Source organism: Duganella sp. Leaf126, from assembly GCF_001423125.1.
In the GTDB taxonomy this organism is placed as follows: domain Bacteria; phylum Pseudomonadota; class Gammaproteobacteria; order Burkholderiales; family Burkholderiaceae_D; genus Rugamonas.
The window spans coordinates 22,745-36,965 of the sequence record NZ_LMNW01000035.1; the positions used below are offsets into that span (position 1 = coordinate 22,745).

Genomic DNA, 14,221 nt, shown 5'->3' on the forward strand with positions numbered 1-14,221 from the left:
GCTTATTCCCAATCAAGGGCACCTTTCTTCCAGATATACCAAAAACCGACCACGAATTCCGCGATGAAGCTCAGCATCACCAGGAAGCCGTTCCAGCCCAGTTCGCGCACGGAGACGCCCCAGGGGAAGAAGAATGCCGTTTCCAGATCGAACAAAATAAAGAGGATAGCGACGAGGTAGTAACGCACGTCGAATTTCATGCGCGCATCTTCGAAAGCTTCGAAGCCGCATTCATACGGGGACAGTTTGGCGAAGTCAGGCTTGTTTGGTCCGAGCACATGGCCCAGTACCTGGGGAAGGATGCCTACGCCGAGACCGACGAGGATAAACAGAAGAACGGGGAGATAATTTTCGAGGTTCACGATCGATGCGCTTTTGTTGAACGTTCGGTTTGAAGGACTGCACTGCGTTGTTCTGCGGTGCTGTAGACGCTCGCCCCAATCGTACAACTTAGACCAGGATCGAACGACACATCCTCGTAAAAAAGCCAGCTCAGGCACTACTCCCTTGCTGGCCTCTAAATTTTTGGTGCCGACGACGAGACTCGAACTCGTACAGCTTGCGCCACTACCCCCTCAAGATAGCGTGTCTACCAATTTCACCACGTCGGCATTCTAAGGCCGCTATTCTACTGCTTTTTTACCGGCTTGTTAATGCCGTATTGCGAAAAAACAAGAAGAAAAACGATAAATCTTTACAACGCGATGCACGGACTTGATTTTTCCCCGCCTGTGCATCGTTTTACTACGCGCTACTGCTAAAACATTGGGCAACGTACTGCATAACGCTGCGCCTGGCCACCCTATCACCACGGATGTTACTGCGCAGTTGCTACGGCGCGATTACCAGCCCGCTATTATATTACTTCGGGATCGAATTTGCAGGCGCTTGTGCAGGAGTTTGTGCAGCCGGTGCAGCAGGCTGACCTGCAGGCGCTGCCGGGGCCGCCGCTGGGCCCGCTGCTGGTCCATTGGGGATACCGGCCGAACCGGTGGCTGGCGCCGTCGCCGGCGCCGTCGGCAGCGCCTTATCCATCACGCCGCCGCTGACGGTGCCATTGTTGTGCTGGGTGGTGATGTAGGCCAGGGCCAGGGTGGCGCTGAAGAAGATCGCCGCTGCCACGCCGGTGGACTTGGACATGAAGTTCGAGGAGCCGGTGGCGCCGAACAGGCTGCCCGAGGCGCCGGAGCCGAAGGCCGCGCCCATGTCGGCGCCCTTACCGTGCTGCAGCAGGACCAGGCCGATAATGGCGATTGCCGAAATGACTTGGATGATGACTACCAGGTTGTACATGCCGCTCATGATATTCCATTCAAAATTAAATAGTTTTGTATCGTTTTGTATTCCAGCCCGACGCGATCCGGTGTCCGGCTGATTGCATTACACTTTTACAACACACCTGCCCCATTGACACCCCTTCAGACCGATTAAGGGAAAACCCTTAATCGGCCTGAAGGGCGGCTGCCGTGTCAGGCATGGATGATGGCCAGAAAATCTGCAGCCTTCAACGCCGCGCCACCGATCAGACCGCCATCGATATCGGCCTGGGCCAGCAATTCGCCGGCATTGTCCGGCTTCATGCTGCCGCCGTAGAGGATGCGCATCTTGTCGGCCACGTCCGCGCTTTTCTGCGCCACGCAACCGCGCAGGAAATGATGCGCTTGCTGCGCCATCTGCGGCGTGGCGGTCTTGCCGGTACCGATCGCCCAGACCGGCTCATAAGCCAGCACCACCTGCGCCAGCCGGTCGGCCGGAATCGCTTCCAGGGCCGCCTGCAGCTGGGCGCAGATGACAGCTTCGGTGTTGCCCGCTTCGCGGTCTGCCAGCGTCTCGCCCACGCAGATCACGGGGATCAGGCCGGCAGCGAGCGCCACCACGGCTTTTTGCGCGACCAGTTCGCTGGTCTCGCCGTGGTAGGCGCGACGCTCGGAGTGACCGACCAAAACATAGCTGGCGCCGAAATCGACCAGCATCGAGGCTGCCACTTCGCCGGTGTAGGCGCCGCTGGCATGGATCGACAGATCCTGGCCGCCCCACGCGACCGGCGTGGCGTTCAATTCTTGCTGGCACTGGGCGAGATAGGGAGCAGGGACGCAGACCGCGCAATCGGCGCGGTCGTTGACATCCTTGAGGCCGGAGACGATGCCGGACAACAGTTCCGCGTTGGCGGCGCGGCTGCCGTTCATCTTCCAATTGCCGATAACGAGTTTGCGTCGCATAGTAGCCTAAATTTTCAATAACCTGTGATTTTACCGCGCCCGCCAAAGGCGGGTCAAACTTGCATCGGTGAATTTGTTGTTTTGGTTGCAAGGAGGAATGGCCGACGCCGAGGGGCCCGTCGCCACCGCGCCGCCCTCGGCCTTGACCCGTCATCCCCGCGCAGGCGGGGATCCAATTGCATTAAAGCACTTGCAACATGATCTTGCCGATGTGCGAGCTCTCCTCCATCAAGGCATGCGCCTGCGCTGCCTGCTCCAGCGGAAACACCTGGTGAATGACCGGCTTGAGCTTGCGCTCGGCCATCAGCGGCCAGACCCGCTTGAGCAGCTGCTGCGCGATCGCGCCCTTGAATTCCTTCGAGCGCGGCCGCAGCGTGGTGCCGGTGATCGACAGGCGCCGGAACAGCAGCTGCCCCAGGTCCACGGTGGCCTTGGTGCCGCCCAGCGTGGCGATCAGCGCGATGCGGCCGTCGTCGGCCAGGCACGCCATTTCACGCGGCACGTAGTCGCCGCCCACCATGTCGAGGATCACGTCGACGCCGCGGTCGCCCGTCAGCGATTTGACGACTTCGACGAAATCCTCGGTCTTGTAGTTGATGCCGCGCTCGGCGCCCAGCTTTTCGCAGGCGGCGATCTTGTCGGCGCTGCCGGCGGTGGCAAATACGCGGTGGCCCATGGCGCTGGCCAGCTGGATCGCCGTCACGCCGATACCGGACGAGCCGCCCTGCACCAGCAGGGTTTCGTCGCCATGCAGGCCGGCACGGTCGAAGACATTGCTCCACACGGTGAAGTAGTTTTCCGGGATCGAGGCTGCTTCCAGCATGCTCCAGCCCTTGGGCACCGGCAGTACCTGCTCGATCGGCGCCACGCAGTACTCGGCATAGCCGCCGCCCTGCACCAGTGCGCAGACATGGTCGCCGATATCGAAGGTGGAGTAGTCGAGGTCGCCATCGACGATCTCGCCGGCCACTTCCAGCCCCGGCAGGTCGGACGCGCCCGGCGGCGGCGCGTACGCGCCCTTGCGCTGGAACACATCGGGACGGTTGACGCCGGCCACGTGCACCTTGATCACGACTTCGCCGGTCTTGGCGACGGGCATGGGGCGCTCGCACAGCTTGAGCACTTCCGGTGTACCGGGCTGGGTAATTTCAATCGCGCGCATGGTGGAACCTTTGGTGAATTAAAGGGAAAGATTGTACGCGAGGCCACGCGGCGGCGCAGGCCGGCGCACCGCTGCAAGACCGCACGCAGCTGAACCCGACAAATCAGCCACTAATGCAATTGACTTGCAACAATAGCAGGCAATCGCTATGATTGCAACCCGATTGCAATAAGGCATCACCACACCATCCCGCTCATCACCGTTCCAGGAACCATGCGCCCTCACGTCCTCGCAGCTGCCCTTCTCTCTACCGTCACCGCCGCGCATGCCGCGGACGACGTTTCCTTCCCGACCGTCGAAGTGCGCGCCTACAAGCCGGCCGCCAGCGACAACCTCGTCACCATCCACAACGACCGTGCCCAGAACCGCACGCTGGGCGACATGCTGGCCCAGGTCTCCGGCGTGCAGAGCAGCGCCTTCGGGCCGAACGCCGGGGCGCCGGTGATCCGCAGCCTGGGCGGCAGCCGGGTCCAGCTGCTCGAAGACGGCCAGTCGATCATGGGCATGAACGCCATCAGCGGCGATATCAACATTCCGTTCGATCCGCTGTTTGCACGCAGCGCCACGGTCAGCAAATCGTCGAACAGCGTGCGCTATGGCGGTCATGCCATCGGCGGCAGCGTCGAGGTCGATTCCGGCCTGGTGTCGCGCCAACTCGAAGAACGCGACCACCAACTCGAACTGGTGCTGCGCAAGGGCCACAACGACTTCGACGCCCAGGGCTTGCGCCTGAACGTCAACGACGGGCGCAAGGTGTCGACCAATATCGAGCTGTCGTTCCAGCGCATCGGCCATTACGACATTCCCGGCAACAGCAAGGCCAGTGTTTGCAATACCGGGCTGTTCCCTGCCGGCGGCGGGGTCAACACCTTCCTGGCCGACAGCTGCCAGAAGGAAGCGCGCGTCCAGCAGGTGTACAACAAGTCGTCGCAACCGTACATCGAGCAGTTCATCAAGAACAACCCCGACTGGGCCGATGGCGATTTTTCCTTCTACACCAACAACCCGACCTCGGTATGGCAGGGCAAGACCTACGTCAATCCGGCCAACCCGGCCTATGTGCCCGGCACGCCGCGCACCGTCGAGAACCGCATCAACCGCGATGTCACGCCCGACTATCACGGCGCGCTCGGCAACAGCTACGCCAACAATACCCATGTCGGCGTCGGCAGCACCTATTTCTTCGACCGCGGCTACCTGGGCGTGAGCCTCGACAGCAAGGACAGCAAATACGGCGTGCCGGGCTTTTCGATGGAAAACCAGCCGTTTGGCGCCAACTATGACGCCGGATTGCCGGTCGGCGTCAATATCCGCCAGGACAAGTACGCGCTCGAGGGCAAGCTGCGCACGCCTATGCCGTACGTGGAAAGTGCCGAGCTGCGCGTCGCGCGGCTTGACAATACCTCGGCAGAAAATATCGGTGCGACCCGGGCCAACGCCTATGCCTTCGGCACCACTCAGGCCGAACTGCTGCTGACCCAGCAGCGCGCGGGCGCCCTCACCGGCCAGCTGGGCTTTGCACGCCGCACGCGCGGCGTCACCGGCGACGGGCCGCAGCGCTATCTGCCCGATGTCACCACGACCACCAGCGCCGTCTTCCTCACGCAACATCTCGACCTCGACTGGGCCAGCTTCGATGCCGGCGCGCGTCACGAAACCGTCGCGCACGCGGTCGGCGCCAGCAGCTTCAAGCCGTCGCGCAATGCCAGCAACACGGCGCTGGCCGACCGCGACTTCAGCCTGAACAGCTACAGCGCCGGCGCCGCTTTCGCGCTGGGCCGGCTGTGGGGCGCAACGATGCGCTACGCCGCGTCTGCGCGGGCGCCCGAGATCAACGAACTGTACGCGAGCAACCGCCACTACGCGATCATGACGCAGGAGGAAGGCAACCAGAACCTGAAAGCCGAGCGGTCGCGCAATACCGAACTCACGGTACTGTTCGGCCTTGCCGGCTTCAAGCTGTCGGGTACCGGCTATGTGATGAAATACGGTAACTACCTCTACCTCGGCTATTCCGGCCTGCAGACCGGCAACCGCCTGCCCCTGAAGTACTGGAAGCAGACCGACACCACGGTCGAGGGCTTCGAAGTCGATGCCGCGCAGCGGTTCGGCCTTGGCGCCTACGGCAGCGTGACCGTGACTGCACTTGCCGACCTGGTCAAAAACAAGGCCGACCACCCGGATACGCTGCGCGCCCGCAACGATGGCGCGTATCTGCCCAATATGCCCACCAACCGCTACGGCGCCAAGGTGCTGTGGGAGAACCGCGGCTGGAAGGGATGGCTGTCCGGTACCTATTACGCCAGGCAAAAATACCTGGGGCGCAGCGTGAGCGAGGAAGTGCCGCTGGACGCCTACCGGCTGGTCAGCTTCCAGCTCAGCCGCGCCATCGCGTCGCCGACGCCGCGCCTGACCGGACTGGAAGTATTCGTCAGCGGCTCGAACCTGCTCGACGACGAGGCGCGGCCGCATAACTCGCCGTTGAAGTACATCGCGCCCTTGCCCGGTCGCGCATTCCAGGTGGGCCTGACGATGACGCTGTAGCGCTGCCGGCGCGGCGCTTACTCGGCCCCGGTCACGGACCTGCCGGGCAACGGCGTGTTGGGCTTCCAGCGCGCCGACAAGGCCTGACCTTCCTCGATCTGCTCCGGCGTCATCTGCTTGACGACCGCCGCGCGCTGTTCGGCCGCGTTCGGCGCGCCGCGTGCGGCGGCCAGGTTCCACAACATGTAGGCGATGACGTTATCCTGCGGCACGCCGCCGATGTGGTAGCGGTACATCAGCCCCATCGTGTGCAGCGCTTCGCCATGGCCCTGCTGGGCCGCCTTGCGGAACCAGCTCACGGCCTGCCGGTGGTCCTGGATCACCGCGTTACCGGTGTAGTACATGGCGCCGACCACGTACTGGGCGTCGGCCTTGCCCTGCAGCGCGGCCTTGTGGTGCCATTCGAACGCCTGCTGATAATCCTGCGGCACCCCGCGTCCCATGTAGTACATCAAGCCCAGCAGGTGCTGGGCGTCGGCGTTGCCGGCGCGGGCCAGCGGCGCGATCTCCTTCAGGGCCGTGCCGTAATGCTTGTTGTTGTAGGCGGTGGCGCCTTCGGTGAAGCCGGCCAGCGCGGCCTGTTGCAGGCCAAGGGCGAGACACATCGCGAGTAGGATTTTTTTCATCTTGTTTGAGCGTGAGCGCGTTGCGGACTTACTTCCAGTTGACCTTGCCCAGGCCATCGACCGAGACGTCGCGGTTGCGCGGCTTGCCGTACACGGTGACCGAACCGAGGCCGCTCAGACCGAGCTTGGCGTTGGCGCTGGCATTGACGGTGGCGTTGCCGAGTCCACTCAAATCGACCTCGACGTTCTCGGCGCTGAACTGCTGGGCGTTCAGGCTGCCAAGTCCGCCCAGGTCGACCTTGAGCAGCTTGCCGCGTCCGCCGAGCACGATGTTTCCGGCGCCGCCCAGGTCGAGCACGGTGCGCTCGTTTTCGCTGATCCACAGCGTCATCTTGCCCACGCCACCGAGCTTGGCGCGCACGGACTTGTAATCGACGTTGGCCTTGATGCTGCCGGCCCCGTCGAGCACCAGTTCCAGGTCCTGGCCGGCAAAGCCGCTGATGTCGGTCGAACCCAGCCCTTCCACCACGACCTGGCGCAGGTCGGGCAGCACCATCTCGGCGCGCGCGCCGTGGCCCGTATCGAGCTTGATGCCGCGTCCGCCGTCGGTGTCGAAGTGCAGCGTGTCGCCGCTCTGGGACGAGGTCAGCCGGTCCATATAGCGCTTGTCGCCGCGGATCGTCAGCGACGGCACCGGTCCCTGGCGCAGCCGGACATCGACCATGCCATCGACCCTGATCCGCACCACGCGCGCATCGATGTCGACGGTGCGGGTCTCGCCGCCCTCGTCTGCCGCAACGGCCCGCCCGAACAGCGCGCAGGTCGCGGCAAACAGCAAACCGAACTGGAAAATCCTCTTCATGATCTGTCCCTGGCTGATGATTCCACAATCATAACGTCCGCACCGCACTCACCGGCCACATTGCGACGAACTGCACAAATCGCGGCATGAACGTCCAATTCGGTGGCAGTTTCCACGTCGGGGGTAGATCGCGATGCCGTCAAGTCAAGGTCTTCCTCTGCGTCGTCCCTGCGAAGGCGGAGACCCAGGTTCTGCGCGATGCGTCGCCATGTGCCCCTGAAGCGAGGTCGCCAGGGTAAGCCAGGCGCGGGCGGCGAAGGACAGGTGGCTGTTGCTGCGCCAGGCCAGGCGCAGTTTCCAGTCGATCTGGGGGTCGGTCAGCGTGGTGATCGTGAACTGGCCGGCCGGCAGGGTGTCGCAAAACAGCTTGGGGAGGACGGCGATGCCGACACCGAGCCGCACCAGCGAGGCGACGAAATCCCACTGGCCGCTGCGGCCGCTGATCCGGGGCTTGAAGCCGGCGCTGGCGCAGGCGTCGGCGACGATCTCGTTCAGGGCGAACGAGGCGCCGTAGAAGATGAAGGAGCTGTCGGCCAGCTCGCGCAGGGCCACGGCCGGCCGGCCGTGCCACGCCGCGTCCAGCGGCGCCAGCACGCACAGTGGCGACGTGGCCAGCGGCAGCGAGTCGAACTCGGTCCAGATGTGGGCATTGCCCGCGTAGTCGAGCAGCGAGCCCATTTCCAGCGTACCGTTGCGCAGATTGGTTTCGATGGCTTGCGTGCCGTCCTCGAACAGCTTCAGTTCCACGTCCGGATACTGGCGGTTGTACGCCGCCAGCAGCGGCGCCAGCGCCTGGTGCGCCTGCTGGGTGACGCCCAGCCGCAGTTCGCCGCGCCGCAGTTGCTGCAGGTCGGCCAGTTCCACCTGCAGCTCTTCGTGCATGGCCAGCATGGCGCGACCGCGCGTGAGCACCACCTGGCCGGCGTCGGTCAAGGTGAAGCGCTTGCCGGTGCGTTCGAGCAGCACCAGGTCCAGCGACTGTTCGAGCTGGGCAATCATCTTGCTCACGGTGGGCTGGGTCACGTGCAGAAACTCGGCGGCACGGCTGAAGCCCTGCTGATCGACCACGGCGACGAAATAACGGAGGGAGCGCAGATCCATGATCTATTCCAGGAACGAATGATTTCGATAATTTTAATTCATTTTATCTTTTCATTCTTCGTGGATAAAATGATTTCATGAACACAGCCACCTTTGCCCGCCTCGGCCATACCCTCCTGCAGATAACCCTGCTGATTGTCATCTGGTATGCCTGCGACCGCCTCGCGGCCTGGTTGCACCTGCCCTTTTCGGGCGGCGTGGTCGGCCTGCTGGTGATGGTGACGCTGCTGCTCACGGGCGTGGTGCGCCCGTCGGTGGTCCACCAAGGCGCCGAGTGGCTGCTGTCGAACATGCTGCTGTTTTTCATACCGCTCATCGTGTCGGTGGTGCAGTTCACCGCCCTGATCGAACGCCAGGGACTGCGGCTGTTTGCCGCCATCGGCATCGGCTTCCTGTGCGTGCTGCTGGCCACCGCGTACACGGTGGAATGGGTCTGCGGATTCGAACGGCGGCTGCGGCTGCGCAAGCTGCGGGCAGCACGCCAGGCTCGCCATGGCCGGCAGAACGACCGGGCAGCGCGGGAGCTGCCGGCATGAGGTCCTTCCTGTTCCTACTGCTCACCATCGCGCTGTTCTACGCCAACCAGGCGCTGCACCGCCGCTACCCGTATTTCTGGCTCACGCCAGCGATCACCACCTCGGCGATCCTGATCGCCGTGGTCGAATGGACGGCGACGCCGTTTGCACAGTACTTCGGCGAGACGCGCTGGCTGCCCTGGCTGCTCGGCCCTGCCACGGTGGCGTTTGCGCTGCCGATCTACCAGCAGCGCGCGCTGATCAGGCGGCACTGGCTGGCGCTGAGCCTGGGCAGTGGCGCCAGCATCGTGGTCTCGGTGGGCAGCACGCTGCTGCTGTGCCGCCTGCTCGGCATCGAAGGCGGCGCCGCCCACAGCCTGCTGGCGCGCTCGGTCTCCACGCCGTTCGCGCTCGAGGTGACACGCCACCTCGGCGGCGAAGCGCAGCTGACCGGCGTGTTCGTGATGATCACCGGCCTGTTCGGCATCCTGCTGGGCCAGGTGCTGCTCGGACTGCTGCCGCTGCGCAGGCGGGTCGCGCGCAGCGCGCCGTTCGGCGCCGCCGCCCACGGCTTCGGCCTGAGCGTGGCGCGCCGGATAGGACCGCAGGAAGGCGCGGTCGCCAGCCTGACGATGATCTTCAGCGGCGTGCTGATGGTGCTGCTGGCGCCCCTGCTGGGACGCATCCTCGGCTGAGCGGCTTCACCAGCCGGCGATGGTGCGCATCTGCGGCGCCAGGTCGCGCGCCATGGCGGCGTGCTGCGCGCGCGTGGGATGGGCATCCTGGGCGTCGCCCGGATAGGTTTGCGACGGCACTGCCTGCACGCGCGGATCGGCCACGCGGCGCACCGTCTCGGCAATGTACGCCACCAGCGCCGCCTTGCGTTCGTCCTTCAGCATCGCGCCTTCGGTGAGCACGATTTTCGCGTGCGGATGGTCGTCCAGCAGCGTGCGCACCAGCCGCACATAGGTGTCGACATAGTGCGCGCGTTCTGGAATGCCGACGTTGAAATCGTTGGTGCCGATGGCGCTGAGGATCAGGTCCGGATGGTACAAGCGCTGGTCCCACCTGACCGGCTGCTGCCGGTCGGCCACCGTCAGCTGGTAATAGTCGGGCAGATTGAGCTGGTCGGTGCGATTGTCCCAGCTGCGCACCAGTCCTCTGCCCCCGGCGCACACCAGCTGCACCTGCGCCTGCAGCGCATGCGCGAGCAGCATGCCGTACGAGGCGCGCGCATCCCACCACGAGGCATCCTTCTTGGTGCCCGGCACGCGGTCGATCGCCTCGCCGCAGGTGACCGAGTCGCCCAGGATCAGCAGCTTGCGCTGCGGCAGCGCCGGCGCTGGCAGCCAGGCGCCGTCGGTGTCGAAGCGCTGCACGGTGGCCTTGCCCAGCCAGGCCTCGGAACGGTTGACCACTTCCACGCGGTGGGCACCGCGCGCCAGGCCGTCGGCCAGCACCAGCGTTTGCGCGCCGCGCGCCAGGTGCACCTTGCGCGCACTGCCATCGACGATCACATCGATGTAACTGTTGTCGCTGCCCGCCTCCACCGTCATGCTCGCGCGCGTGCCGTCGAAGGCCAGCGCAAAGCCCACGCCCGGATAGGCGAAGTGGACGGCGCCGTCGGCCCTGACCTCGCCGCGGCCGGTGCGGGCCACGTGCGGATCGGCGGCGGCAACGCTGCTGCCGGGCGTCGCAGCAGCGCCGGCCGCACCGGCGCCACCGGTCACAGGCAGCGCGCATGCCAGCAACAGCAGCGCCACCAGGCGCGGAAGCGTCGCCATCTTATTTCATGAGCCGCTTGATATCGGGCAGCATGGCGTCCGACCACACCTGGTAACCCTTGGCAGTCGGATGCAGGTAGTCGGCCATGATGGTCGGCGACATATCGCCATTGGGCTGCAAGAACTTCTTGCCGTAGTCCTTGAAGATGACGGACTTGCCATCGTCGAGCGTGGCGATCATGCGATTGAGTTCGATCACCTCGGCGCGCTTGGGGTCCGACGCCGACTGCGCGTACGGCAGCACCGCGTTGAGCAGGATGCGCGCGTTCGGATAGATGGTGCGCAGCTTGGTCACCACTGCCTTCACGCCCTCGAACACCTGTTCCGGATTGGCCTGGCAGTGGAAGAAGTTGTTGACGCCGATGGTCAGCACCACCAGCTTGGGCGACAGTTTATCGGCCTGGCCGTGATCGAGACGCCACAGCACATTGCCGGTATGGTCGCCGCCGATGCCGAAATTGGCGGTTTTCCATTTGCCGAACGATTTGTCCCACACTTTCTTGTTCCAGCCCTCGGTGATCGAGTCGCCGACGAACAGCAGATCCACCTTGCGGCTTTCCGCGACTTCGAGATCTTCCTGGAACATGGCTTGCCAGCGCGCGATCGACATCCACGGGTATTCCACGGTGCGCGGCGCAGGGGTGATGCTGCACGCGCGGCCGTCGATGGCAGCGGGCTTGGCGGGGGTGTCGGCGGCATGTGCAGCGAACGACAATATGGCGCTGGTGACGAGTGTCGCGACAAGTTGATGGCGAAGGCTATTCTTCATTTTTTTCACCTCGGATTGAACGGGCGCCCAGTGTAGCTCATGTCTTCGATTTCAGGCGCAGCAGTAGCACGCCGTGCGACGGCAACTGGGCCGACAGCTTGCGCGTGGTGTCGCCGCGCCTGCCGCTCCACACCTCGGTCCACGCATAGGGCTGGCGCTTGAAGTCGGCCGTGCGCTTGCTGAAGTCATCGTTGATATGGTACGCGCCCCAGTCGAAGCTGACGGGAGCCGCCTGCGCGCCGCGGTTGAGCACCATCAGCGCCCAGTCGCCGTCGGCCAGCGGCTTGGCCCAGTATTCGAGGTCGCCGGTCTGCAGGAAGCGCCAGGCCGGCACGCCCAGGCGGTCCTGGTTGACGGCGATCGCGCCGGCGTTGGTGAGGATGCGGCGGGTGGTGGCCGGCATCGACCTGACGTCGTTGCCGAGGATGAGCGGCGACGCCAGCATGGCCCACGCCGAAAAGTGCGCGCGGTCCTCGTCTTCGCTCAGGCCCTTGCCCACCACCAGCATGTCCATGTCGTTCCAGTGACCGGGGCCGGCGTGCTGGCGCAGGCCGGCCTGCTTGTCGAGGATGCGCGTGACGCCCCAGGCCGAGAACGAGCCCTGGCTGAATTCGCAGTCCCAGCACGGATAGATGTCGCCGGTGGTGCGCCACGAGTGGCCCACGTCTTTCGCCCACTCCCACGGCCTGGTGTCGCCCCACTCGCAGATGCTCAACAACATGGGCCGGCCGGCCGCGCGGATGGCGTCGCGCATGGTGGTGTAGGCGGCCGCCGAGTTCAGTCCCTTGGTGTCGCACCAGTCGTACTTGATGTAATCGATGCCCCATTCGGCGTAGGTGATGGCGTCCTGGTATTCGTGGCCACGGCTACCCGGCTTGCCGCCGCAGGTGGTGGCGCCGGCGTCGGAATAGATGCCCAGCTTCAGGCCACGGTCATGCACATACTCGGCCAGCGCCTTCATCCCGGACGGAAAGCGCACGGGGTCGGGATGGATCACGCCCTTGTCGTCACGCTTGCCATGCCAGCAGTCGTCGATATTGACATACACGTAGCCGGCGTCTTTCAGTCCGTTCGCCACCATCGCATCGGCGGTGTCGCGGATCAGTTGTTCATTGATGTCGCAGGCAAAGGTATTCCAGCTGTTCCAGCCCATTTGCGGCGTCGCCGCCAGTCCGTCGAACTTCTGGGCGTGGGCCGAGCCGCTCCACAGCGCCAGCGAACCCGCCAGCGCGGTTGCAGCCAGCCACAGTGGTTTGAGTGCTTGGGTCACGAAAGTCGCCTTCATCGCGCAGCCGGCTTGATGGACTTGAGTTTGTCGCCATACTCCTTGATCAGCTTGAGCGAGCTGGTATCGGTGTCGAACACCGAATACAGACCCTGCTCTTCCTGCGGCGGATCGCCCATGAAATCGTTCCCCGGCTTCCACCAGTAGTCGGCATTGGCGGCGCGGCCGGCGCCACCCCAGGCCCAGAAATTGAAGCCGGCAATCGGATCGCCCTTGGCGGCGCGGTTTACCACCACGTCGAACACCTCCTTGTAGAAGCGGTCGCGGATCGTGGTCGTGGCCTTGATGCTGAACGACGGACCGTCGCGATCGAGGCCGAATTCTTCGAGCACGATGGGCTTGCCGAGCTGTTTCGCCAGCTCGATGTGCGCATTCAGATAGTCGCGGCTCCTGGTCAGGGCGTTGTCCCAGGTGCCGTCCGGGTTGCGCGAGTCGAACCATTCCCAGTTCTTCGGCCACAGGTGGTAGGTCAGGTAATCGACATGCTTGCTGCGGTGGGCGTCGAGGAACAGCTGGGCGTCCTGGGCGGAACCGGCCAGGCCTTCGCTGCCGGTGCTGACCATGTGATTGCGGTCCAGGCTATGGATGTAGCCGGCCGTCTCGTCGATCCATTTGACGTAAGCCGCTTTTTCTTCCTGCGTGGCCTTGCCGTTACCGGGCCGCGGCTCGTTGGCCAGCTGCCACGCCATCAGGTGTGGATCGTCCGCATACGGTTTGCCGGTGATGGTGTTGACGCGCCTGACGATCTTGGCGATCGCCTGGCGGTATTCTTTTTGCGCAGCGGCGTTCACGTAGAAGCGCGCATTCTTCTTCATGAAGTCGTCGTAGTCCTTGGTGATATTGGGGTCGAGCGCCGGCGTGCCTTCGAACCAGTTCAGGTACTGCGTCATGCCGCCCGACCATTGCCAGAAGTTGTTCAGGTAAAGCACCACCGTGATATCGCGCTTGGCCGCTTCGGCCATCAGGAAGTCCAGGCCCACCAGCAGGTTTTCGTCGTACTCGCCCGGCCTGGCGGTCGTGGCGGGACTGACTGCGCTTTTCATCGCGGTTTTTTCCGAGATGGCCAGCACCCGCAGGTTGTTGATGCCGATCGACTTCATGGTGTCGAGTTCCTTGAGCAGGCGCGCGCGCTGGCCTACGCCGCTCGGCGCACCGAGATAGCCGCCGTACCAGAAATTGGCGCCCACGATGTAGTAGGCCTGGCCCTTGCGGCTGAAGTGCGTCGGTTTCGCGGTCACGAATTCCGGCCTCGCGGCGTTGGTCGCCGGTGCTCCGTCGGCGGCAGCGGCGGCAGCGGCGACGCCGACGGCGCCGGCCATCATGGCGGCGGCGCAAAATCTGATCAGCTGTTTCATGTCTCGTCCTTGTTGTATGTTGTGAAAATATTCTGCATGGACCTGTCGCAGCGGTCAAA

Annotated in this window: 14 protein-coding genes and 1 tRNA gene; 3 read left to right on the top strand and 12 right to left on the bottom strand. The window is 64.1% G+C overall.

Annotated elements, in window-relative coordinates; translation table 11 throughout:
* Positions 1–2: 2 nt before the first annotated feature.
* The 5 genes from ASF61_RS20400 to ASF61_RS20420 all read right to left on the bottom strand — a co-directional run bounded on the left by ASF61_RS20400 (position 3) and on the right by ASF61_RS20420 (position 3,381).
* Complete coding sequence (locus ASF61_RS20400) at positions 3–362, bottom strand: NADH-quinone oxidoreductase subunit A (RefSeq protein ID WP_056160353.1); 360 nt, start codon at positions 360–362, stop codon at positions 3–5.
* 164 nt (positions 363–526) lie between these two features.
* Positions 527–611: transfer RNA gene (locus tag ASF61_RS20405), tRNA-Leu, on the bottom strand.
* Positions 612–861: 250 nt separating this feature from the next.
* Positions 862–1,302, bottom strand: a complete 441-nt coding sequence (gene secG, locus ASF61_RS20410) for a preprotein translocase subunit SecG (protein WP_056160355.1) — start codon at positions 1,300–1,302, stop codon at positions 862–864.
* A gap of 167 nt (positions 1,303–1,469) precedes the next feature.
* Complete coding sequence (gene tpiA, locus ASF61_RS20415) at positions 1,470–2,219, bottom strand: triose-phosphate isomerase (protein ID WP_056160357.1); 750 nt, start codon at positions 2,217–2,219, stop codon at positions 1,470–1,472.
* 181 nt (positions 2,220–2,400) lie between these two features.
* Positions 2,401–3,381 carry an NAD(P)H-quinone oxidoreductase gene (locus ASF61_RS20420; RefSeq protein WP_056160360.1) on the bottom strand — a complete coding sequence of 327 codons (981 nt, stop codon included), beginning with the start codon at positions 3,379–3,381 and terminating at the stop codon, positions 2,401–2,403.
* A 213-nt stretch (positions 3,382–3,594) separates the two neighbouring features.
* Between ASF61_RS20420 and ASF61_RS20425 the strand changes: the two genes are divergently transcribed.
* A complete protein-coding gene (locus ASF61_RS20425; RefSeq protein ID WP_056160361.1) occupies positions 3,595–5,925 on the top strand; it encodes a TonB-dependent receptor in 2,331 nt (776 codons plus the stop codon).
* Positions 5,926–5,942: 17 nt separating this feature from the next.
* On the opposite strand, the gene ASF61_RS20430 is transcribed toward ASF61_RS20425, so the two are convergent.
* The 3 genes from ASF61_RS20430 to ASF61_RS20440 form a co-directional block, all read right to left on the bottom strand.
* A complete protein-coding gene (locus ASF61_RS20430; protein WP_056160363.1) occupies positions 5,943–6,551 on the bottom strand; it encodes a tetratricopeptide repeat protein in 609 nt (202 codons plus the stop codon).
* A gap of 28 nt (positions 6,552–6,579) precedes the next feature.
* A complete protein-coding gene (locus ASF61_RS20435; RefSeq protein ID WP_056160365.1) occupies positions 6,580–7,353 on the bottom strand; it encodes a GIN domain-containing protein in 774 nt (257 codons plus the stop codon).
* Positions 7,354–7,497: 144 nt separating this feature from the next.
* Positions 7,498–8,454, bottom strand: a complete 957-nt coding sequence (locus tag ASF61_RS20440; RefSeq protein WP_082491857.1) for a LysR substrate-binding domain-containing protein — start codon at positions 8,452–8,454, stop codon at positions 7,498–7,500.
* A 77-nt stretch (positions 8,455–8,531) separates the two neighbouring features.
* On the opposite strand from ASF61_RS20440, the gene ASF61_RS20445 reads away from it, so the two are divergent.
* A complete protein-coding gene (locus ASF61_RS20445) occupies positions 8,532–8,990 on the top strand; it encodes a CidA/LrgA family protein (protein WP_056160367.1) in 459 nt (152 codons plus the stop codon).
* Complete coding sequence (locus ASF61_RS20450; protein ID WP_056160369.1) at positions 8,987–9,664, top strand: LrgB family protein; 678 nt, start codon at positions 8,987–8,989, stop codon at positions 9,662–9,664. Before ASF61_RS20445 ends, ASF61_RS20450 begins: the two co-directional genes overlap by 4 nt.
* Before the next feature lie 6 nt (positions 9,665–9,670).
* Here ASF61_RS20450 and axe2C read toward each other — a convergent pair whose 3' ends face one another.
* From axe2C to ASF61_RS20470, 4 genes are read right to left on the bottom strand one after another with little or no spacing between them, the layout of a single operon-like run.
* Complete coding sequence (gene axe2C, locus ASF61_RS20455) at positions 9,671–10,753, bottom strand: bifunctional acetylxylan esterase/glucomannan deacetylase AxeC2 (protein ID WP_056160371.1); 1,083 nt, start codon at positions 10,751–10,753, stop codon at positions 9,671–9,673.
* A 1-nt stretch (position 10,754) separates the two neighbouring features.
* Positions 10,755–11,522: a GDSL-type esterase/lipase family protein gene (locus ASF61_RS20460; RefSeq protein WP_056160372.1), complete on the bottom strand. Its 768-nt coding sequence runs from the start codon at positions 11,520–11,522 to the stop codon at positions 10,755–10,757.
* Between the two features lie 37 nt (positions 11,523–11,559).
* A complete protein-coding gene (locus ASF61_RS20465; RefSeq protein ID WP_229205953.1) occupies positions 11,560–12,792 on the bottom strand; it encodes a glycoside hydrolase family 27 protein in 1,233 nt (410 codons plus the stop codon).
* 11 nt (positions 12,793–12,803) lie between these two features.
* Positions 12,804–14,162 (bottom strand): cellulase family glycosylhydrolase, encoded by a 1,359-nt coding sequence (locus ASF61_RS20470; protein ID WP_056160376.1) that lies wholly within the window; start codon positions 14,160–14,162, stop codon positions 12,804–12,806.
* Positions 14,163–14,221: the final 59 nt, after the last annotated feature.

Coding starts and splice junctions, on each gene's coding strand:
- ASF61_RS20425 (WP_056160361.1), top strand. CDS start 3,595: ATGCGCCCTCACGTCCTCGCAGCTGCCCTTCTCTCTACCGTCACCGCC.
- secG (WP_056160355.1), bottom strand. CDS start 1,302: ATGAGCGGCATGTACAACCTGGTAGTCATCATCCAAGTCATTTCGGCA.
- axe2C (WP_056160371.1), bottom strand. CDS start 10,753: ATGGCGACGCTTCCGCGCCTGGTGGCGCTGCTGTTGCTGGCATGCGCG.
- ASF61_RS20430 (WP_056160363.1), bottom strand. CDS start 6,551: ATGAAAAAAATCCTACTCGCGATGTGTCTCGCCCTTGGCCTGCAACAG.
- ASF61_RS20445 (WP_056160367.1), top strand. CDS start 8,532: ATGAACACAGCCACCTTTGCCCGCCTCGGCCATACCCTCCTGCAGATA.
- tpiA (WP_056160357.1), bottom strand. CDS start 2,219: ATGCGACGCAAACTCGTTATCGGCAATTGGAAGATGAACGGCAGCCGC.
- ASF61_RS20460 (WP_056160372.1), bottom strand. CDS start 11,522: ATGAAGAATAGCCTTCGCCATCAACTTGTCGCGACACTCGTCACCAGC.
- ASF61_RS20435 (WP_056160365.1), bottom strand. CDS start 7,353: ATGAAGAGGATTTTCCAGTTCGGTTTGCTGTTTGCCGCGACCTGCGCG.
- ASF61_RS20450 (WP_056160369.1), top strand. CDS start 8,987: ATGAGGTCCTTCCTGTTCCTACTGCTCACCATCGCGCTGTTCTACGCC.
- ASF61_RS20440 (WP_082491857.1), bottom strand. CDS start 8,454: ATGGATCTGCGCTCCCTCCGTTATTTCGTCGCCGTGGTCGATCAGCAG.
- ASF61_RS20420 (WP_056160360.1), bottom strand. CDS start 3,381: ATGCGCGCGATTGAAATTACCCAGCCCGGTACACCGGAAGTGCTCAAG.
- ASF61_RS20470 (WP_056160376.1), bottom strand. CDS start 14,162: ATGAAACAGCTGATCAGATTTTGCGCCGCCGCCATGATGGCCGGCGCC.